This window comes from Phycisphaerales bacterium AB-hyl4, assembly GCA_041821185.1.
Classification (GTDB): domain Bacteria; phylum Planctomycetota; class Phycisphaerae; order Phycisphaerales; family Phycisphaeraceae; genus Natronomicrosphaera; species Natronomicrosphaera hydrolytica.
Map to the genome: position 1 here is coordinate 1 of JBGUBD010000014.1, position 19,969 is coordinate 19,969.

20 protein-coding genes are annotated in these 19,969 nt (G+C 59.1%); 11 read left to right on the forward strand and 9 right to left on the reverse strand.

Features of this window, described 5'->3' with window-relative positions:
* From ACERK3_17020 to ACERK3_17055, 8 genes are all read left to right on the forward strand, one after another.
* Nucleotides 1-230, forward strand: a 230-nt coding sequence (locus ACERK3_17020) for a hypothetical protein (GenBank protein MFA9479983.1), incomplete at its 5' end; no start/stop codon positions are given.
* A 41-nt stretch (nucleotides 231-271) separates the two neighbouring features.
* Complete coding sequence (locus tag ACERK3_17025; protein MFA9479984.1) at nucleotides 272-2,728, forward strand: alpha-L-rhamnosidase C-terminal domain-containing protein; 2,457 nt, start codon at nucleotides 272-274, stop codon at nucleotides 2,726-2,728.
* 244 nt (nucleotides 2,729-2,972) lie between these two features.
* Nucleotides 2,973-4,046: a LacI family DNA-binding transcriptional regulator gene (locus tag ACERK3_17030; protein MFA9479985.1), complete on the forward strand. Its 1,074-nt coding sequence runs from the start codon at nucleotides 2,973-2,975 to the stop codon at nucleotides 4,044-4,046.
* A 68-nt stretch (nucleotides 4,047-4,114) separates the two neighbouring features.
* Nucleotides 4,115-4,855 (forward strand): PEP-CTERM sorting domain-containing protein, encoded by a 741-nt coding sequence (locus ACERK3_17035; protein MFA9479986.1) that lies wholly within the window; start codon nucleotides 4,115-4,117, stop codon nucleotides 4,853-4,855.
* Between the two features lie 248 nt (nucleotides 4,856-5,103).
* Nucleotides 5,104-5,724 carry a hypothetical protein gene (locus ACERK3_17040; GenBank protein ID MFA9479987.1) on the forward strand — a complete coding sequence of 207 codons (621 nt, stop codon included), beginning with the start codon at nucleotides 5,104-5,106 and terminating at the stop codon, nucleotides 5,722-5,724.
* A 139-nt stretch (nucleotides 5,725-5,863) separates the two neighbouring features.
* A complete protein-coding gene (locus tag ACERK3_17045) occupies nucleotides 5,864-8,089 on the forward strand; it encodes a discoidin domain-containing protein (GenBank protein ID MFA9479988.1) in 2,226 nt (741 codons plus the stop codon).
* A gap of 40 nt (nucleotides 8,090-8,129) precedes the next feature.
* The gene (locus ACERK3_17050) at nucleotides 8,130-8,981 is read left to right on the forward strand and encodes a sugar phosphate isomerase/epimerase family protein (protein ID MFA9479989.1); all 852 of its coding nucleotides are present in this window, start codon (nucleotides 8,130-8,132) and stop codon (nucleotides 8,979-8,981) included.
* 182 nt (nucleotides 8,982-9,163) lie between these two features.
* Nucleotides 9,164-10,075, forward strand: coding sequence for a sugar phosphate isomerase/epimerase family protein (locus ACERK3_17055; protein MFA9479990.1), 912 nt, complete (start codon nucleotides 9,164-9,166; stop codon nucleotides 10,073-10,075).
* Between the two features lie 258 nt (nucleotides 10,076-10,333).
* Here ACERK3_17055 and ACERK3_17060 read toward each other — a convergent pair whose 3' ends face one another.
* Both ACERK3_17060 and ACERK3_17065 read right to left on the reverse strand, forming a co-directional pair.
* On the reverse strand, nucleotides 10,334-10,468 hold the full coding sequence (locus tag ACERK3_17060) for an SOS response-associated peptidase family protein (protein MFA9479991.1): 135 nt from the start codon (nucleotides 10,466-10,468) through the stop codon (nucleotides 10,334-10,336).
* A 147-nt stretch (nucleotides 10,469-10,615) separates the two neighbouring features.
* Nucleotides 10,616-10,969, reverse strand: a complete 354-nt coding sequence (locus ACERK3_17065) for a hypothetical protein (GenBank protein ID MFA9479992.1) — start codon at nucleotides 10,967-10,969, stop codon at nucleotides 10,616-10,618.
* On the opposite strand from ACERK3_17065, the gene ACERK3_17070 reads away from it, so the two are divergent.
* Together ACERK3_17070 and ACERK3_17075 are read left to right on the forward strand one after the other, a co-directional pair.
* Nucleotides 10,959-11,447, forward strand: a complete 489-nt coding sequence (locus ACERK3_17070; protein MFA9479993.1) for a hypothetical protein — start codon at nucleotides 10,959-10,961, stop codon at nucleotides 11,445-11,447. The two genes, ACERK3_17065 and ACERK3_17070, sit on opposite strands and share 11 nt — an antisense overlap.
* 2 nt (nucleotides 11,448-11,449) lie before the next feature.
* Nucleotides 11,450-12,181: a DUF418 domain-containing protein gene (locus ACERK3_17075; GenBank protein ID MFA9479994.1), complete on the forward strand. Its 732-nt coding sequence runs from the start codon at nucleotides 11,450-11,452 to the stop codon at nucleotides 12,179-12,181.
* Between the two features lie 188 nt (nucleotides 12,182-12,369).
* Here ACERK3_17075 and ACERK3_17080 read toward each other — a convergent pair whose 3' ends face one another.
* On the reverse strand, nucleotides 12,370-12,609 hold the full coding sequence (locus ACERK3_17080) for a hypothetical protein (protein MFA9479995.1): 240 nt from the start codon (nucleotides 12,607-12,609) through the stop codon (nucleotides 12,370-12,372).
* A gap of 300 nt (nucleotides 12,610-12,909) precedes the next feature.
* On the opposite strand from ACERK3_17080, the gene ACERK3_17085 reads away from it, so the two are divergent.
* Entirely contained in the window at nucleotides 12,910-13,539 is a 630-nt protein-coding gene (locus ACERK3_17085; protein ID MFA9479996.1) for a hypothetical protein, read from the forward strand.
* A gap of 186 nt (nucleotides 13,540-13,725) precedes the next feature.
* Here ACERK3_17085 and ACERK3_17090 read toward each other — a convergent pair whose 3' ends face one another.
* The 6 genes from ACERK3_17090 to ACERK3_17115 form a co-directional block, all read right to left on the reverse strand.
* On the reverse strand, nucleotides 13,726-14,286 hold the full coding sequence (locus ACERK3_17090; GenBank protein MFA9479997.1) for a hypothetical protein: 561 nt from the start codon (nucleotides 14,284-14,286) through the stop codon (nucleotides 13,726-13,728).
* A 168-nt stretch (nucleotides 14,287-14,454) separates the two neighbouring features.
* Nucleotides 14,455-14,832 (reverse strand): hypothetical protein, encoded by a 378-nt coding sequence (locus ACERK3_17095; protein MFA9479998.1) that lies wholly within the window; start codon nucleotides 14,830-14,832, stop codon nucleotides 14,455-14,457.
* Between the two features lie 220 nt (nucleotides 14,833-15,052).
* Nucleotides 15,053-16,096: a S66 peptidase family protein gene (locus ACERK3_17100; protein MFA9479999.1), complete on the reverse strand. Its 1,044-nt coding sequence runs from the start codon at nucleotides 16,094-16,096 to the stop codon at nucleotides 15,053-15,055.
* A gap of 764 nt (nucleotides 16,097-16,860) precedes the next feature.
* Nucleotides 16,861-17,286: a hypothetical protein gene (locus ACERK3_17105; GenBank protein MFA9480000.1), complete on the reverse strand. Its 426-nt coding sequence runs from the start codon at nucleotides 17,284-17,286 to the stop codon at nucleotides 16,861-16,863.
* Between the two features lie 193 nt (nucleotides 17,287-17,479).
* Nucleotides 17,480-18,163, reverse strand: coding sequence for a MotA/TolQ/ExbB proton channel family protein (locus ACERK3_17110; protein ID MFA9480001.1), 684 nt, complete (start codon nucleotides 18,161-18,163; stop codon nucleotides 17,480-17,482).
* A gap of 562 nt (nucleotides 18,164-18,725) precedes the next feature.
* A complete protein-coding gene (locus tag ACERK3_17115; protein ID MFA9480002.1) occupies nucleotides 18,726-19,919 on the reverse strand; it encodes a hypothetical protein in 1,194 nt (397 codons plus the stop codon).
* Nucleotides 19,920-19,969: the final 50 nt, after the last annotated feature.

Here is a 19,969-nt window from a genome sequence, read left to right on the forward strand (position 1 = left end):
CCGCAGCGCTGCAGGCGGCTGAACAGCCGGGGGTGCGTGTGCTGAACGCAGCATCTCCGTGGGTGTGCGCCGATCGGCCAACGGCGGAGATTCTTCGCAACTGGTATGGGAGGGGAGTTGATCTGACCTACTTCGAGCAGGCTGGGCACGAACGCAGTGGCGTGTTTGACGTGCGCCGCATTCAGCAGGTGCTGGCGTTCACCCCACGCGATAGACCGGTCGAGCGTTAGTAGGGATTCGAAGAATTCCTGTGCACAGGGCAGACACTCAAATGAGTAATAGCCGAGAATCTGGCGACGGTGTGACGCTTGAGCATATGCGACGTTTTTCAACGTCCGTCATCGAGCCGACTGGTAACAGCAATATTCATCGCCGATACGCGATCGAGGCTGCGGCGTGGGTGTGGCATCCTGACTGTGCGGTCGACGAACCGGCAGTGTTGCAGTTTACCAACACGTTTTCGCTCGATGAACCCACAACGATTCGGCTGCATCTCAGCGCCGACCAGCGGTACGAGTTGTTGTTTGACGGGCGGTATGTGGGCATGGGACCGGACCGCTGCGATCTCGATCACTGGAGCTTCGCGTCATACGAGATCGACCTCGCGGCCGGTACGCATCGGTTTGACGTGCTCGCTTGGTGGATCGGTGCCGATGCGCCCACTGCTCAGGTCTCGCGCCGCGGCGGATTCATCTGCGCAGCAGAGGGATTGGAAGCACAACTGAACACCGGCACGGGATCATGGCAGGTGCAGCGGCGGGCGGGGTGGTCGTTCGTTCACAAAGACATGCAGGCGTACCACGCGATCGGCGCGGCCCAGACGATCGACGGCTTGGCGTGGCACGAACCGGCAAAAGCCCCCCTCCAGCCGAGCGTCGTCGCCACCCCGATCAAGACCAACGACTACGGGATTGTGGCCGATCAGTGGCATTTGCACCCGAGCCCACTGCCGGACCTGCTTCGTCGCCCGATCCGCCCCGGCCGCATTCGCGCGGTATGGGTCGGCGACGGCGATATCGTGCACACCGAATCGACGTGCCATGAGCAGGTTCAGGCTTGGAATCAGCTCATCACGCAAGGCCAGTCAATCAATGTGCCTGCACGCACGGTCACCCGAATCCTCTGGGACCTGGAAAATTATCACTGTGGCTTCGCCAACGCGACGCTCAGCGGCGGCAACGGCAGCGCGTTGACCTTCGAATGGGCCGAGTCGCTTTACAGCCTTGATAAGCAGGGCCAGCGATCCCCTCACAAGAACCACCGCGACGAGATCGAGGGCAAGGCGTTCTTCGGCTTCGGCGACACATTTCTCAACGACGGAGGCGAACATCGTGACTATCGCTCCTGTTGGTGGCGCTCGGGGCGATATGTGTGCCTGACCGTTCGCACAGGCGACGAGCCATTGCGCCTCGAGAATGTCGGCATTCTCGAAACCCGTTACCTCTGGCAGCCGACGGCGACATGGCATTGTAACGATGACGAGCTTGCGCCAGTCGCGGACCTTGCCGTGCGAGGGCTTCAAATGTGCATGCACGAAACGTATATGGACTGCCCTTACTACGAGCAGATGATGTACGTCGGCGACACGCGCTTGCAGATGCTCGTCGGTTATATCTGTTCACCCGACGACAGGCTGACGCGTCGTGGCATCGAGTTGTTCGACTGGTCTCGCTCGAAGATGGGACTCGTCGCTGAGCGTTACCCCAGTACGCCCCTTCAAATCAGTGCCACGTTCTCGCTGATCTGGATATCGATGGTTAAGGACTATGCCTGGTGGCGGCACGATCCGAACTGGGTACGGCAGCGACTGGTGGGCGTCCGCTGTCTGCTTGAGCAATTCAGGCCCATGCTCAACGAATCTGGCCTGCTCGGCAGCATGCCCGGCTGGTCGTTCGTGGACTGGACGCCCGAGTGGACAAACGGCTGCCCCCCCGTGGGTCCGGATGGGGTGTCGGCGATCTACAATCTGCTGCTGATTCATGCCCTGCGTGATGCGGTGGCATTGGAGGAGGCATACGGTGAGCCGGCCCTGGCCCGTCGATGGCAGGACACCGCGGACCAATTGTCGAAGCAGGTGGTGGAAATCTTCTGGCACGAGCCGAGCGGCTGCTTAGCGGATGACGCAAGGCATCAGCACTTCAGTGAGCACGCGCAATGCCTTGCGCTGCTCACCAGGACACTCGTCGGCGACAAGGCCGACGCAGCACTGGCGCGCCTGCTCAATGGCGAAGGGCTTGCTCACACCACAATCTACTTTTCGTTCTATCTGCTGGAGACCCTTTACCGATTCGGGCAAGGGGATCGGATGATGCAGCAATTCGCGTTCTGGAAGCGTCTCGTTCAGCAGGGGCTGCGCACGCCGGTGGAGTTGCCGGAGCCCACCCGATCGGATTGCCATGCCTGGGGCGCTCACCCGCTGTTTCACTTCCACGCCTCGTTGGCTGGGATACGCCCCGCTGCGCCGGGCTTCAGCCAGGTGCGGATTGCCCCCGTAGCTGGAACCGGCCTCAGGCGGATTGAAAGCCGTATTCCCCACCCGGCCGGCGAAGTGCGTGCGTCGCTTCGAATCGACCCTCACACCAATCATTGCCAGGGCGAAGTCGTCACGCCGCCTGGAATATCCGGGACGTTTGCCTGGGCGGATCAATCGGTTGACCTGATGGCAGGCCAACCGACCCCCATTTCCATCAGGCCGAGGGACGCGAAGGCTGACACACAGAGCCGGTAGGCCGTTTGTTCGCCCACGAAAGCTCGCTCGTCCCCCATCCATCCCCCCAGCCACCGCAGCGCCTGCGTGGATCTTGTCGATCGCTGCGATCGTCGGCCAGTTTCTCATCGCCGACCCCCTCGGCGAGGTGTGTTCTGATCATACGCAAATATTTATTCAATAGATTGTTATTCGCAAACCCACCAAGACCCTTGACAGGGCGAGGAAGCAAGGTAAACTCGGTTTAAGAAACCAGAGTTTCCAAATGCCTGAACCGCTCGACAACCTGAAACCCGTGGCCAGCGCCAACGGCCGCCGGGCAACCATGACGCAGGTGGCTGAGGCTGCCGGTGTGACCAAAGGCACGGTCTCGAAAGTTCTTCGAGGCGGCGACGGTTTCTCGGACGAAACGCGACGCCGGGTGATGGCCGCCGTGCAAAATTTTCAGTATCGCCGTTCGACGGAGCAGCAGCGCCGGGGGCGGGTGCATATCGGGCAGATCGGATTTATGGCTGTCGGGCCCGGCCCGGCGTCGACACTGATCGCTGGCAATGTAGGGGCGGGTTACCTGCTGTCGATGTTCGAAGGTTGCACAGCCGAGGCGGTGGAACGCGGGGAAAGCATCTCGCTGTGTCGCATGACATGGGATGAATTGGCCCAGGGTAAGATTCCCGCGGCCGTGGCGCGCAATAACGTGGACGGTATCGTGGTCCGGGGGGCGATCGATGACAAGGTCGCCTCATGGCTAGCCAGCCTGCGCGTGCCGGTGGTGCTGGCGGATTGTGATCGTCATCTCACGCAGTTTTCGCACGTGCGTATCGAGCATGTGCGCACGATGAGCAAGGTGGTGGATCACCTGACCGCCCGCGGCGGGCAGCAGTTTGCCGTGATCGCAGGCGACATGGATCACCTCAATGCTCAGGAGCGTCTGGCGGGGCTGCAGGTGGCGTTGACGCGGCGCGGCTTGTCGTTCGGGCCCGATGCGATTGTCAGCAGTTCGGATTGGGGGCCGGACGATGGTCGGCGAGGCGTGCGGACCTTGATCGAGCGGGGCGTCAAATTCGACGCACTCGTCTGCCAGAACGACGGCATTGCGATGGGGGCGCTGGCGGAATTGAAGCAGCGCGGTGTGGCGGTGCCGGACGAAGTGCGTGTCGTGGGCTACGACGATTTTCCGTTCGCCGCGACACTGGATCCGCCGTTGACGTCGGTGGGCAATTTCACGTTTCGTTTGGGGCAGGCGGCCGCCGGTCTGTTGTATGACGAAATCCGTCTTGGCAAGTCCGAGCGCAAGCAGGTGGTTATCGAGGGGGAAGTGATTTCCCGGAAGTCGACGTGAGGTCCGCGAATGTCGGATTAAAACATATTTGTCAGTTCTATCTTCTCACTACTCTATGGAGGACGGTCATGTTGAATTCACGATTGACGATGGGTGTTGCCGCGATGGCGATGACGGCATCGTTGGCCCTGCCGGCGCAGGCCAGTTTCATTGCAACGGACAATTTCGAGGATGGCGACTTCACAAGCAACCCGACGTGGGTTGCGCATACGGACGGTTTCAGTGTGGCAACAACTGGGTGGGGCAGTCGATCCTACCTGCGAGTTGAACCGAGCACTGCGTACAATAGTACGATCTCGCTGGACCTGAAGCAGTTCGACCTGCTGGATCTGAGCCAGTCCTTTGCGATCAGTTTTGAAACAAGAACGGCCGCTTCAAACCATGACGGCCACGTCGTGCAATTCAGTCTATTCGATGCGGCCACGGAAACAGGTTACACCGTAACGGCGACGGAGATGTCCACGATGTTCGGCTCGTCGGGCTTTGCCCGTGGAAATTACCGTGCGATTGCCGCTACGCTAGGGTCGCAAAACCTGCCCACCAATGCCACGAGTGTCCTGATCACGCTCGAATACAACCCGTCCAACGACGAAGTGATCGTTACTCGAAATGATAGTCTAGTTGGAAGTTTCATCGGCTCACAAGGCCTCGGTGAACTGGATACCTTTGAAATTCGTCTTGGAAATACCGGCGGAGCACCGGTTCGCTACTTCGATAACTTCCAGATCGAAGGCACAATGATCCCCGAGCCGGGTTCGCTCGCGCTGCTGTCTTTGGGTGCCCTGGCTTTGATGCGTCGCCGTCATTGAGAATTTGAGAAACGGCGGCGGTCGATCCCCTATGTCCGTACTTGTTGTTGCGGTCCGCCGTATCGTCCCTTGAAAGGAGCCTCGCGATGAGATGTTGTATTGTGGCGTCGGCGAGGGGTGTTGCAAGACGTGTGAATCGATGCTCCGGTGGCCGTGGGGCGGGGCTGTCCTCAGTACCGGTTGGAAGGGGCAAACGAGCGAGGCCGGGAATTTCGTCCTCGCCCGGGTTTACATTAATCGAGCTGCTCGTGGTGATATCAATCATCGCGCTGCTTATCGCCATTCTCCTGCCGGCGTTGCGTCAAGCCAGGATGGCGGCCGCCAGCATTCAGTGTGCGTCCAATCAGCGGCAGCTTATTCTAGCCTACACCATGTATGCCGATGACAACCAGGAGTATTTGCCGCTCTGGTTCGGGCCATCCCGACCATCGTCGTACGGGGCCTCGCATCAGTTCTATCTGATCGATGCAGCCCCTTATCTGCAAGGTGATGACGTACACCAATGCTCCGCGTCCAGCGACCATGGGTCTGTCTTGGGTAGGCAGGTCAGCATTGGCTACAACTTTCATCTTGGGTTTCGAGATGGCGGCGGCTGGTACGCGCCACCGTATTATATGCCACATCGCACTGGACAGATTCGACAGCCTTCCAGGTTTGTAATGACGGCTGACAAGCGTCCGCCGTCCACCAGTACAGGGTGGATCAGTGGTGGAGTGTTTATTAATGAAAGATGGAACACCCCCGTAGACCCGGGAATGATCCTCCCTCGGCATGTGAACAACGGGGCAAGTCTCGGCTTCCTCGACGGCCATGTTGAAACGGTCGAGGAAGGTCGGTGGGGCAGTTTTACGTGGACACAGCCACAATGAACGGGCGGCGCGGAGAGACGGTTCGGTACGAATGTCGCCTTGTCACCTCGGCATCCTGGCGAACGCAACTTATATCTCCGCCCCGGGGCGGGTTGGTATGAAGCCGGTTATCACACGCAGCTAGTAATAAGGTAATGGTATGGATGAGCGAAGCATGGGCCGTTCTGGCTGGGACGGCAGTCGCAGTTCTGCAACCGGATTGCGTTGGTTGTTTGCCCTCGCGTTGCTGGTGACGCCGACCGCCGCGTTTGCGGATGATTATGAATGGCTGCATCGCCCTTTTTCTGATCGCAGCAATGAACGGGCGATCGGAACGGTTTCTTCGCTGGTCGACGTCTTTCCCGACAAGCCGCCAGCGGCGGCTGATCTCGCGCCGGAACTCACCCTTAGTGCTGCTCGCAATGAGTCCGAGAGTGGGCAGGTCGTGCTGATCGCTGGTGATGAACCACTGAGTATCAATGATGTAACCGTCAGCGATCTGCGGGGGGGGCAGAGAGTTCTCTCAAGCGAGCATCTTGAAGTGCGCCTGGTGGGATATGTAGATATTCAAAATCCCTCGTGGCGAAGTATCGGGCGGCGCGGGTTGTATCCCGACCCACTGATGCGATTTCGGCCGTTCACCTGCCCGCCGGGCCAAGCGAGATCGCTTTGGGTTACGGTCAGCGTGCCAGAGGACGCATCGGCGGGCATGTATCGCGGGGCACTGACGCTTCACCATGACGATGGGGGTGAGGAACAGGTGCCGATCGTCGTGCGTGTATTCAACTTCACGCTGCCGGAAGCCCCGCAGTTTCATACAAGCTACTGGAGCCATTTTTCGGGCACATACGACGTGGAATCGGAGGGCGACATCCTGGATGAAATGATTCGGATGTTCGGTTCCTATCGCGTTTCGACATCCGTGGCTCAGCCCGGGGATGTGAAATTCTATTATGAAGCAGACGGTTCGATCACCTGCGATTGGGACGCTATGCGGCGACGGCTTGAACTCGCCGTCGAAAGCGGGTTTCGTACGTTAAACGTGGGGCCCGGGGTGCAAGGGGTTCACGGGGACGCGGCCATCCAAAATACGCGCCGCGTACTGGACCGTGAGACCGGGGAGCCGGTGAGTTCTGAGGTCGCTGCGTCGTTGTCGGCCGACGACATGGTGGCTGCCTACCTCGTGCCACTTGCGGACTGGCTTGAAGAGCGGGATCTGCTCGACCGGGCTTACATTCAAATTCGCGACGAAGAGATGAATCAGCAGGCCTGGTTCACCGAATTCCAGCCGTATGTCGAACGGATGCGGCGTGTCGAGCCGCGCATCGCCTTGCTCAGTGTGTTGGGGCTGCATCCGATCACGCAGGGTTGGTTCGATATCTACGCGCCGCATACGGGCTTCCATAATAAGGAGGCCTACGAGATGGTACGGACCGGTGTGTCTTTGCGTGGGGAGAAAAATTTCCCCGCGGATGTCACCGCAAGTTCGACGGGCGGTTGGTCGAACGCCAGTTTCTACAAGTATGATCCGAACGACGCCTACGACGGTAGTCACTATACGAAATGGATTCCTGCGACTGCTCCAACGTCTGACGAACCTCAATGGCTTGAGTTCCAGTTTGAGGAGCCGGTCGAGTTAGACGGCATGGCGCTCACGCCGTATGGCAGTCCAGATCAAGACGTGCAGTGGTACCTGGAAGGGTCGCAGGACGGTGAGACGTTCGAGCCAATCAATTTGCGTGTGCGCGGTGATTCACACGAATACGCATTTGATCGGAATACATGGAAGGCAATGCGAATTACGTGGACACGAGGCGACCGGGCGTTTGTTTCGACGGCGCACCAGTATGTGCCGCCGCCGGAGCCGTTGACGGCCGGTCTTCGTCAGGTTGAATTCCTTGGTGAAGGCCTCCCCCGGGAGGCGACGCTGCCGCGAGATAGCATACGCCCCGCAAAGATGATGTGGGAGTACAACGTGGACGCCGATTTCCCTGGTGCGGCAGCCGACAACAGGCCGATCGAAGCACGTCTGGTAGCCTGGCAAAGCTGGATTCGCGGCCTTCAAGGCTACTTGAATTATGGCGGCGGACAATGGGCGCTGACCCGGACCGAACGGGTGGTCGATCCTGATACATGGGTCTATCCGACCTCGACCAACGGCAGCGCGGCAATTGTCTATGCGGGACCTGACGAGGTACTTCCGTCTATTCGCCTGGCGCGATTACGCGACGGTGTTGATGACTACGACTATCTCGTGCTGATGAAAGAGCGTTGGCCGAATCACCGTTTGCTCGCGGAACTGCGACAGCGGGGGTTGGAGGTCTGCCGAACGCCGGGAACATTGATTCCCAATCGAGAACTCATGGGAAATACCTTGGGGCGATAACGGCCGACGCTGGCATGCCTGGGCAAACAAGGAGCGCGCGATGGCGTGGACGATCAGTGCCTTTGCTGACGAAGCGGGTAATCCCCTGGATGAGCAAGTAAGCGCCCTTCAGCGGGCGGGCATAACTTTTATCGACCTTCGTCGACTCGACGGACATCTCATCACCGATTTGTCCCAAGACCTTGCCAAACAGGCGAAGCAGAAGTTGGACGACGCGGACATTACCGTGCATATGCTCGGCTCGCCGATCGGCAAAATCGATGTCACGGACGATATGGAGATCGACTTGGCGAAGCTTCGGCATATTGCCAAAATGCGCGATGTTTTTGGTTGCAACACTTTTCGTATCTTCAGCTACTACAACAGAACCGGGCTCGGCCATGATGAATGGCAGCAACGATCGATCGACCACCTGAAGCAACTGATTGACCTCGCCGACGAACTCGACCTCGTGCTCTACCATGAAAACGAAGGTGGCATTTTCGGCGACAGATCCGACAACGTTCGAGTCATCGCCGAACTGCGATGCGATCGATTCAAGCTGATCTACGACTTCGCCAATTACCTCCACACAGGGGAAGCAGGATGGGAAATATGGCGCAAGTGCAAGGACATCACCGACGGCTTCCACCTCAAGGACCGGCGAAAGGACGGAGCGCATGTCCCGATGGGGCAAGGTGAGACCCATGCTCGTGCGATACTTGAAGATGCGGCCAATTCAGGTTGGTGTGGCCCCTGCACGATCGAACCGCACATGAGCAACTCCGAGGCTGCCTTCTCGCACGGAGCCGGCGCCCGGGTGTTCGCCGACATGCCGCAATCCGAGTCGTTCCACATTGCCGCCACCGAGGCGATTGCCCTGCTGAACACGCTGAGAAACAATGGGTGCTGAATGGGCATCCACCGCCCCGGGATTGAGCGACTCCCGCAATCGATCCCGCTTGAGCGTCCGGATGATGCAATATTGTAAGGTGGCTGCCGCCTATGCAAGGCTTTGGTCTGCACGCTGACGGTGTGGCGTAATGCTTCAAGTGTAAGGCATTCAGCTGCTTTCCCCGAAACAAGAACGATTAAATGTCTCCAATACACGCACGTACACATCATCAGGACATCCGCATCGGTACGTTGGCCGGGCGGGGCGAACGGACCGCAGCTTACATCGGCGAGATCCTGTCGCACGGCTTCGAGAGCTTCCAACTCAACTTCCACAAGCGCAAGCCTGAAGGCATGGACCTCAAGAAACTGGCGCGGCAGGTGCGAAGTATTATCGACGAGGCTGAGTCGTCGGCAGTGATCAGCTCCTTCGGTATCTTCGGCAACCCGCTGCAAGACAAGGAACACGTCAAGCAACTCAAGCAGGCGATTGATGCCTGCGAAACGGCCGGCTGCTCAATCGTCGCCAGCTTTGCCGGGGCACTGGACGGTCAGCCGGTGGAAGAGGCGATCAAGCCGTGGGCGAAGGTCTGGCGTCCACTGGTCAAGCGGGCCGAGGATCGTGGTGTTCGGCTCGTGATCGAAAACTGCCCGATGGGCGGGACTTGGCACGCCGCGAACTGGAACATCGGCTTCTGCCCTCGGGCATGGGAAATGATGTTCAACGAGATCAATTCAGATCATTTGGGCCTGGAGTGGGAGCCGGCGCACCAGATGATCCAACTCATCGATCCAATCTCGCAGCTACGCCAATGGATCCACAAGATCTATCACGTCCATGGCAAGGACGCATCAATCGACTGGAACCGCCTGCGGACGCACGGCACCCATGCCGGTCTGCCCCCTGTGATTAGCCGACATCCTGGCTTCGGCGACACGAACTGGACCGACGTCATCTCCATCCTTCGGCAGCACGGCTATCGTGGCTTCATTGATATCGAAGGCTGGCATGACCCGATCTACGCCGGTGATTTGGAACTGACCGGCCAGGTGCATGCGTTGAATCATCTCAAGCACTGCCGGGGCGGCGATTTTGTTGAGACCGTCAAGTGACAGACCGTCGAGCATGAGCGTTGAGATCCGGCACTGTTCTACACGGTGCAAGGCATCATTCAGAAACGCAACCGGCGCTTCACCGACGAGAAGATGATTGATCTGCTACGACAGCTGGTGCAGAAGTACACTAAGGTGTCGGGCTATCTGATTGATGAGATGGACGGCCAACCCGTCGGCGGCGTGCTACCGCAGCCGGTTCGGAAGCCTGGTCGAAGCATACCGCCTGGCCGGCTACCAGCCCCAACAGGATTTCACCTACGTGCAGGTCAACGTAGGCGCGATGTTGTACCGCGGCACAACGTCCGCCAGGCCCACGGTCAACTGCGCCTCAAACAACTCGGCAATCCGCTGGGGCGAAGTGTGAAGGGTGTAACGTCCGCACATGACCATTCATCATAGGAACTGTACGAGCCGAGGCAGCGGCGAAACATTCAGTTGCCACGTCAAACTGGAGCGGTGCGGTTTCGAGCCCGTGCCGGTAGACTGACGAGCGTATTTGCGGCCGGGTCACGATCATCACAAAGGGGGGTTCATGTGTCAGATCATGCCAGCCTGTCGGACCACAAGCGTCTCGACCAGCTCATCCAGGCGAATCATCCGTGCATCGCGATCTCCACGTTCGAGAAAGATGAGGCGATGACGCTCGTCCGTCAGGTCGGCATCGACCGCGGGCTCGACCCGTGGGTGTGGAGCCATGTACGCGGTGTGCATCACGGCCTGCTCGGAAACAATCAGGATCACGTTCGCGACACGGAACACCCCGCGGCCGCGCTGTACCACCTGCAACAGAAGACACACGAGCGAGTGGCCGGCGGTGGTGTCGGCCCACGCCACACCGTTCGAGTTGGCATTGCCCGGCGTCACCGAACTGGAGGAAGTGGTGCGCTCCACATTGCGTGAACTGCACCGCCAGCGGCCGGTGAAAATCGACATCACCCGTGGCGAACTGCGGACGATGGTCAAGAACCTGCGTGGTCTGACCTGTCGGCAGGCCGAGCAGGTGATCCGCGATGCGGTGACCGAAGATCGGCAGTTCACCGCCAACGACATCAACCACGTGCTCGCCGCCAAGCGGCGCACCATCGGCGGCAGCGGGCTGCTGGAGTATGTCGAGTCGCCGATGAGCCTCGACGAAGTCGGCGGCCTGCGTCGGCTCAAGCGGTGGCTCAAGCAGCGGCAGGGGGCGCATGACGAGAAGGCGAAGCAGTTCGGCATCAGCCCGGCTCGCGGTGTGCTTATGCTCGGCGTGCAGGGGGCAGGCAAGAGCATGTGGCCTTCCTTGCCTGGCGATTGCCGACAGCGGTATTGGTTGCGCTGGGCATCCTGTCGATTGCCCTGCCAGCGACGTGCTGGGGCGGGTTTGGGCTGACGATGCCATACTGGCCCGACGACGTGACGGCAGGCATGGCATACGAGTGGGGGGAAGGTGCAATCGAAGAAGTGCACCAGGAGTATGCCATCTACCAGGCCGGCTGGGTGACGCAGTTGCCGCACCGGGTGATGATGGCCTTGTACCTGCAGACCTTCATGCTCGCTTTCCATAGCTTCTGGTCGCTCACGGGCCTGATGTTTGTTGGTATGGCGTTATACAAATGTGGCTGGCTGACTGGGCGGGCCGCGGGGTGGACGTACGGCTTGGCGATCGGACTGGCCGTGGGCAAGGGCCTGCCGATCATCGGCGCAGGCGTGCTGTACAACCTCGGCCGTGACTGGGACCTGACATGGTCGTTCGTCGGCATGCAGTTCAACTACTGGGGCAGCTTACTGGTTGCCGGCGGCTGGATTGCCATAACCGTACTGGTTGTTCGTTACCAATGGCTTCCACCTGTGCGCCGCGGGCTTTCCGCCGTGGGGCAGACGGCATTGAGCAACTACCTGTTTCAATCACTGGTCTGCACGTTCATCTTCTATGGCCACGGGCTGGGCCTGTTCGGTGATGTGTCGCGCGTGGGCCAACTTGCCGTGGTGGGGCTGGTCTGGCTGATTCAGATCGCCCTTTCGCTCTGGTGGGTCAAGCGATACCGCTTCGGCCCGATGGAGTGGCTGTGGCGATCGCTGACTTACGGCAAGCGTCAGGCCCTGACGCAGTCGAGATTGGGGTGATGTGTTGCCCAGTAGGAATGAGCCAGGGCCCCTTACTCAAGCGGCAGGCAAGCACTGAATCGTGATGTATGCCAGACCTCTTTGACGCGTGTAATGATTGCCGCTTCTTCCGCTGATACACTTCGCCAATATGCCCTCACTTCCGGGACCAACTCGTCCGCCGACATTCACTGAAGCTATTCGGTTGTTCATGCGCCGGCTACACGGCGAGGCGATACAGGACATCTGCTGTCGTCCACCATCTGAAAGAAGCGCTCGCGCTGCACTCCCGTCATGTGCCGACTGAACATCAGCAGTGTGGAGATCGAGGCGTTGTCCGTCAGCAACGTGTCGACCGCTGCTTCCACGTCGGCCGGACTGAAGCGCTGCTGGTAATAAAACACCAGTTGCTGGTGTGTACCGGGGCGTCCCTTGCGGGAAGCGGGCACGGTGGGGGGTGAGTACAGTCAACGTCTCATTGTCTCGCTTGGCCTGTACGAACGACAGCGCGTCCGGGCGATCGTGTTCGTCAGTAACAATGGCCCAGCCGGCCGCTTCAAACAAGGCAGGTTCGCTTCGACGGTGTCGTCTGGACGATCAACGACCGTTGTTTTGACCATGTCCACCTCAGCCACATCGACCTCGACTTCACACGGAAGCGGGTCGATGCCTTGCAGGACAAAACTGTGCTTGGGCGAGCATGGGTGGGTATATTCGTGTTCCTGGCAAGATGGGCGGTTAGGATTAAGGTGGAACCTGCCGCATTAGGTCAGGCAGCACGTGTATGGGATTTCAGAATGAATGCGTTTCTACGCATCGAGCTTACAACGACGATGTCAAACTATTCAACAGTGATCCCAGTGATTACGGCTATGAGTCTTCTGCTCTTTCTTGGCTGTGCGGAGAATGGAACAACCTACCAGCATACATATTCCTACGGACACCTTGATTTCATCGGACGTGAATCCAATGGGGGAATTGTCTTCACATCGCTGCGGTGGGGGCCGCCTGCTCATGCTCAGCAGGACCACATCATTATCGGCGAGTTGGAACTGCCGCTGAAAACCCTGTCGCAAGATCAACTGCGGAGTTATGGGGCAACAGAGTCTTCAAACGACAGTCGCACTCTGTTGTTCGAGACCCCGTTTCGAGAGGATCCTTTTTACAGGATGAGCTTTACATTCGAGGGAGAAAGTTTGCAGTCAGCAGGGTTTCAAGCATCCAGGTTTGTACTTTCGGGCCATTCGCTCCCGGAGGGGAAGACACTTCTTTTGCTGACAGGTGCAGGTAAACGAATCCCGCTGCCCATAACCCAGCACAAGTTGTTGAAGTTGCTTGGCCCCCCGGATCAAACAGATCAAAGGCGTTTATACCCTTGATCACGTCGGGCGATGGTGTTGGCGACGGCTTGGCGCAGATGGGTCTTTTACTACCCACGACCGTTGTTATGAACATGCCGACCTCAGCGACCTCGATCTCGACTTCACAAGGAACCGGGTCTATGCCATGGAGGACGACACTGTGGGCTTGGGCGAGCATGGGTCAATTGTACTCAAGCGGGGCATTCAAGCGTCGTCTGCTTGACTGGTGTGACCGCACTCGGGACATGGGGCATCGGGGTTTCCTTGCAAGTTATAAGCGCAATTCGCGCATCGACCGACGCTGCGAAGATAGGCTTCCCGTCTATTGAGCTTTCCCGCGTAACTCAGCAGACAAAGCGCTAAACCCGCTATTACAAGCGGTAGGGGTAAGAGATAGAAACCGAAAAGCCGTTCGTTGACGCCGTACATCGGCTCGAAGGCCGCGATGATCGGCGAAGCGGCACTGAAAATCAGCAGTCCACCCCAAAGCGCTGGTAACACATACTGTTTATTCAGACGCCGTAGCAGCATCAACGGGGAGAGAGCGAACAGTGTGATTGGGATGGTTGCCATCAGTAGCAATTCTGGCTGCATGAACCCGAAGATGAAGCCAAACAAGGCGATCTGGAGTCCGACGATCGTCATCACCGCGCCTGGTGAAATCACTTCACCGTGATAAGCCGGTAATACCATGACGATTGCTCCGACGCACCACGCCGTAACCAACAAGCGGAATCCGTAACTCCGAATGGTGTGTTGCTTCAAAATGATCCCTCAATCCCATGTCGCATCATTTTATCGAAGGGATTTCCGCCTTTACGATGCCACCTCGCATGGGAGCGGGTCGATACCTTGGAGGACAAAGCTATGCACCTGGGCGAGCATGGGTCGAGTATAGCGGGAGGATGGTCGAACTTACCACCACAACAGCGACTACCAGCGGCCATCCCGAGAGAGCAACAAGGAAGTGTCTCCGGTTTCATCGAGCCACTGGAATCCTTGCGACTCAACGGTGAACGGTTCGATCAGACCGTGGATGTTATCCCAACTCTGGCGGCGCAAAATCCATTTGAAAACGTTTGGCTGTGGCTCCGCCACGAACCCTTCGTCACGCGGCCCCGTAGCCAGTGCCAAACGAAAATCGCCGATGGATTCCACCCAAGCTTGCGCATGCAGAATGAAGCAAGCAACCTGACCGCTGGCTAACTGGTTACACGCTGCTTGGAGCTGTTGTGCTTCGGCAGCCGTAAAGTTGTAGAGGCGTACCAGCGGACAGTCTGGCGAGCCGTCTTTCAGATACTCGACCTTCATGTGGGCTTCGCCTCCCCGCCTGTTAGTAAGAGCATCCGGCGGAATTGGGCCTTTTGCTACCAACGACCGTTGTTTTGATAAGACCCCGCTCAGTCACATCGACCTCGACTTCACACGGAAGCGGGTCGATGCCTTGGAGGACGAAGCTGTGGCTTCCGCCGAGCAGGAGTAACGCGCTGGAGAACAGTCGTGGCATCGATGGTCGAACCTGACGAGCGGCCTATTCAACAACTGCGTTCTCCAGAATGGAGAACGTTCGCTGCGCGCAGTCAATCTGGGCGAGAACACCGTAGGGCAGAACGAACATCGGATCCGTATGGCCGAAATCCATGCGGGTTAGGATCGGTAGATGCGTCAGGCCTTCTTCCTCAGCGACAACCTGCAGAATCGCCTGTTCATACTGCTCGAACTGTTGTGGGGGCACGCCTCCGCCGGGACGGCCCACGAGGATGCCAGCCAATTTTGAGAGAAATCCCATAGATGCGTAACTGCGCAGCGCGCTCTTCATCGTGCTTGGCGGCGGCGCATCTTGAGAGGTTTCCAGAAAAAGTATGGCGTCATCCCAGACAGCGTCAGGCAACCAAAAGGGCGTGCCGCGCATGCACTCGACCACCTCCAGGCAGCCGCCGACCAGCCGACCTTCCACGACGCCTTGTCCTTGCAGAAATTGCCATGGCTCGGAAGGATTCAGCTCGCGTGGTCGATGCTGGTTTTCAGGCACAGCCCAGTCCAGTCGCTCCACCGTCCAACCGTCGTCATTGGGTGCCACAGGCCCGAGCGGTTGTGCGGAAAACAATGCCTGGTGAACGGCCGCCCGCGTGTAGGGGAAGATGCCGCCGTTCTCGGCGAAGCCAGCCATCACGGACGGTCCGTAAAACGTTACCAGCCCGGCGTGAAAGCACATCCAGTGCGTGATCGTGGTATCGGAGTATCCCATCAACACTTTCGGATTGCTCCGGATCACCTCAGGGTCGACATGGGGCAACAGACGAATAGAATCATCGCCTCCGATGGTCGAGACGATGCCGTTGATGGCGGGGTTGGCAAATGCTTCCATCAGGTCGTCGGCCCGTGCTTTCGGGTTCCGGTGCAACCAATCAGGATCGCGCAGAGCGTGCCGCGTCTCGACAACCTCAACATCGAACGCTTCTTGCAGTTGCCGCTTCCCTGCTTCGTAGCGATGTGGAAACTTGCCTGGCCCTCCCCATGACAATGATATCGCAGCGATCCTGTCACCATGGCGGAGCTTCTTCGGTTTGATCATGCGGCGGTCCTAACGTTGATGTGGTTGGCCAGACCTCATTCATCATCGAGAAGTGCAAAACTGGCGCAATTGGGTCTTATGACCCCACGATGCTCGTCTTGATTAAGCCAACCTCAGCCACATCGACCTCGACTTCACACGGAAGCGGGTCGATTCCTTGCAGGACGAAGCTGTGCACCTGGGCGAGCATGGGGGGAGTATACTCCTCGGAGACTGTGACGGTTAATCGACCTTACAACTCTCGGAGTTCCTTCTCTAGCAGTCGTATCTGTTTCGCCCGTCCCGGATTTGAGGGACGTGCTTTGAGTTTGGTGATAGCCTGCTCAATCGCATGCCGACGGCGAACACGTGCCAGGTGGTGTTCTTTACCTCGCTGTGCAGCTTCGTTGTTCAACTGTTCACGCAAGTCCTGCCATGCATAAACGTCTCGTTTTGGTGGAACGGGGATCTTATATCCCAGGTAGCGGCACATTCGACCGCAGGACGGGCATGGAACTTCCTGGTTGTAGTGTGTTGGGCGCCGAACCGCCTCACGACAGTCGAAACATACCCAAGCGGCGTTTCCCATGTCTTGGCCCCCTTGAGGCGCGGCGAGTGAAGCCGTGCTTTTTGCTGACCTTGACGGAACTGGAACTTTGACTATCAACGACGGTCGTCTTGACCATGCTCACCTCCGCGACATCGGCCTCGACTTCACACGGAAGCGGGTCGATTCCCTGGAGGACGAAGCAATGCACCTGGGCGAGCATGTGCACATTCTAACCTTAGCGTGAAACTTGCTCAGACGCCTCGGTCTTGGATTGACGCAGCGGTCTGATTATCCCTGCATGGGAGGTGAGCCGGATTGCAGGCCACAAGCCAAATAGCAACACAAGGAACCAGTAAGGGATGGCGATCCATTGCAATGTAGTGCTGCCGGAGGCAACGGGGAGCTCTACCACGTCGTAGTCGAAGGCGAGCCAGTACCAACGTGGCGGTGCTTCCAGCACGCTGACGGTTACTTCACCGCTTTGGATTTTGGCGTCCAGTTCGCCCCATAACTCTTCCTCTGAAAGAAGAGGTGCTTGCTTGTCGTGCGGTTCTGGCGGCGGCCACTCAGTGACGATTGAGAACGTGATGTGTCCGCGAAGCGATTGGGCACCAACGGTAGTTCGGCTTGTGGCTGATGTGCCTGCAGGCATGTCGAACATGATCGGCCACCACCAACTTGTGATGAATCCAAGGAGGCTGGCGATTGTGAAGATGACACATCCAGTATGCACTAGCCGGTAGGCTCGTCGCATGAATACCCCCTGATGCGTTGCGGTCATTACGAGAAATGGCGAGTTGCACAGATGGGCCTTATTTGCCCCATGACCGTCGTATTGATTAAGCCCTGCTCAATCATCCGAGATGCGCCAGCATGAACATCAGACACGTCGCGAGAATAGCGAATACGACCGCCAGTGCCAGCCCTTGCATTGATCGGTGTGGGACGACCAGCGTCGAGAAGTGCAATGCACTCTGGCCGCTGCGACTGGCGATGGCCTGCTGGATCGGGGCGAAGACCAACTCAGCCAGCAGCGCACCATAGAGGACGGGCGACATCGTGACGGACAGCCCCGGGCCGATGATGCTCGGATCATCCAGGTTGGCGAATATCGTAATGAGGCCCCATAGCAGCCCGATCAACCCACCGGCCCAGGCCAGTTGGTAGGCGCGGGCGAAAACCAGCAGGTGGGCGACACAGCTATCGCGGTCGATTTCGCGTGGAAGCGTAATAGCAACCGCCATTGCATTGAGGATGGCACGCGGACCGAACGATAGCCACAGACCGCCGAGGAGTACGCCGATGACCCAGAGCATGGCGATCGGGTTGAGGAACGGCCGGGCGTCGCCGGCAAGCAGGACGAGACCGACAACCAGTGCGACGATGATCGTCAGGCCCACCGGCACATGCAGCCAGTGCATCGTGCGTTCAGTGGGGAGGTAGGTTGTCGGATCGTCTGCACTGAACGGGCGACCGCACGCCGAACAGCGGGACGCATGCGTGTCGGCGAGCGAGTGATGGCATTCGGTGCAATGCATGGCCAACTCCAGAATTGAGGACGAGTGGTCCGTCGTGATGCGCTTCAATCCCCAAACATTGCCGCCAGCCTCTACAAGGTGGTCGCAGTTTGATGAACTGTTATACCCGGTCCAGCAAGGTGCATTCGCATCGCCGGTCCAAGGCCCATACGAGGCCGCGGACAGGTGGGGCCGAGCGAAACAATTTTGTTCCAGCCCAGTCCGGCGTTGACAACCGCCCAAAGGTGGTAGCGGGCGGCGCGGTGAACGGGTGACATGGGATCGACCCGCGTAAGGTCCGACCTCCAGCGGTGCGTTACGAGAAAGCCCGCATCGTCGCCAACGACCAGTGCGAGCCGGCCTTGGAACGACGCGGCATGCACGTGCATGGTTCCCACGTCGAAACCAACGCCGAGGTAGGCGAACATGCTGTGAAGCCAGAAACCCGCGACCACGGCAGCGATGCACGCCACCGCGAGCACGGTTCGTCGGCACGCCGGTTTGTGATGACGGCTACGACGCATTGGATGACTTCGGATTGGTTGTCTACCACCGTCGGCGGTGCCCCTAAACTGAGGGGCGGTCATTCGTCTTCACGTGATGGCGTCTGGCGGGACTGCAACGGCACGCTGCCAAGGTCCAGTGGCTCGCGGGTGTAGTCATCTTCGATCGGCTCGATGACGAAGTTGCGACCGGCTTGGCCGAGGGGCTCGCTATAGCTTCCTGAAGGCTCGTCTAGCGTCACGCTCAGCGTGTACTCGCCTTCCGGCACGTCCTCCACGCGGAAGCGGCCGTCGCTGTCGAGTTGGAACTGGAACAGTCGCCGTTCACGTGCCAGCCGCTGCTGATCGGCGACGAACGCACGGCCTTCTTCCGTCTGTTGCCACTGCTGGTACCACGCCTGGCGCTCGGTCTGATCCATGGTGGGCCAGTCCTCGGGCAGGGGTGGCTGGGGCTGCTTTCCCCGGTTCGTGATGAGGCCGCGTGCCTGGGGCCAGTTCACCTCACGATCGGCGTCCTCGGGCAGCGTGATGCGGCTGACCACCGGCCGGCCTTCGCCGCCGATCTGCACGATCACTGTCTCGTCCGGCTCGGTTTGCACCCGCAATGTATGCGTCGCGCCATAGGTCTGCGGGCCCAACTGAATCCACCGGCCGACGCTTCCTTCCCCGGCCCGCACACGGTCGAGCGCGAAACGCCCCTCCGCATCCGTACTGCCCCGACCGCTCCAGTGCATGTGGGCTACGGCACCGGCGTCGCCCGGCATGCCCGAGCTCGGCGGATCGGCGGAATGCACATGCACCGAGTCGCCTTCGACCGGTTCACCACCAAGCATCACACGGCCTGCCACGCGCGACCACCGGGTGAGCTGGATGCGGTCCACCTGCTCCAGCGCCTCGCCGTGCACGTCGGCGTAACCCTCCGCGTGCAGAACGAGCAGGCGGACATTCGGGGCCTCGAACGGCGGCAGTTCGAAACGGCCCGCGTCATCCGTCTGAGCCATCACTACGTTGCGGCGCTGGTACGAGGCCACGCTGCCATTCTCGATCTTCAGCCTGCCGCCGGGGCTGAGCACGAACATATCCGCCCACCCCGCCGGCTCATCGTCGGCGGTGTGCACCATGCCGGTCACGGGCTCGGCCCGCTCAAGCTCAATGTCGTAGCGGACCGCACCCTCGTCGGCGGCGACGGCGAACAGCGAAAGCCCAACTATGATGCTCAGTACGAGCACGAGTGTCTCGATCAGTGAAAACCCGCCGTTAGGTGATTTCAACATGCCATGGCCTCCTTGTTCTTGGACCACCTACCTACACCTGCCGTTCGAAG

Bases quoted from the DNA above. Each gene is read 5' to 3' on its own strand.
- ACERK3_17025 (MFA9479984.1), top strand. From the start codon at position 272: ATGAGTAATAGCCGAGAATCTGGCGACGGTGTGACGCTTGAGCATATG.
- ACERK3_17030 (MFA9479985.1), top strand. From the start codon at position 2,973: ATGCCTGAACCGCTCGACAACCTGAAACCCGTGGCCAGCGCCAACGGC.
- ACERK3_17035 (MFA9479986.1), top strand. From the start codon at position 4,115: ATGTTGAATTCACGATTGACGATGGGTGTTGCCGCGATGGCGATGACG.
- ACERK3_17045 (MFA9479988.1), top strand. From the start codon at position 5,864: ATGGATGAGCGAAGCATGGGCCGTTCTGGCTGGGACGGCAGTCGCAGT.
- ACERK3_17050 (MFA9479989.1), top strand. From the start codon at position 8,130: ATGGCGTGGACGATCAGTGCCTTTGCTGACGAAGCGGGTAATCCCCTG.
- ACERK3_17055 (MFA9479990.1), top strand. From the start codon at position 9,164: ATGTCTCCAATACACGCACGTACACATCATCAGGACATCCGCATCGGT.
- ACERK3_17060 (MFA9479991.1), bottom strand. From the start codon at position 10,468: ATGGTCATGTGCGGACGTTACACCCTTCACACTTCGCCCCAGCGGATT.
- ACERK3_17075 (MFA9479994.1), top strand. From the start codon at position 11,450: ATGCCATACTGGCCCGACGACGTGACGGCAGGCATGGCATACGAGTGG.
- ACERK3_17095 (MFA9479998.1), bottom strand. From the start codon at position 14,832: ATGAAGGTCGAGTATCTGAAAGACGGCTCGCCAGACTGTCCGCTGGTA.
- ACERK3_17100 (MFA9479999.1), bottom strand. From the start codon at position 16,096: ATGATCAAACCGAAGAAGCTCCGCCATGGTGACAGGATCGCTGCGATA.
- ACERK3_17105 (MFA9480000.1), bottom strand. From the start codon at position 17,286: ATGTTCGACATGCCTGCAGGCACATCAGCCACAAGCCGAACTACCGTT.
- ACERK3_17110 (MFA9480001.1), bottom strand. From the start codon at position 18,163: ATGCATTGCACCGAATGCCATCACTCGCTCGCCGACACGCATGCGTCC.
- ACERK3_17115 (MFA9480002.1), bottom strand. From the start codon at position 19,919: ATGTTGAAATCACCTAACGGCGGGTTTTCACTGATCGAGACACTCGTG.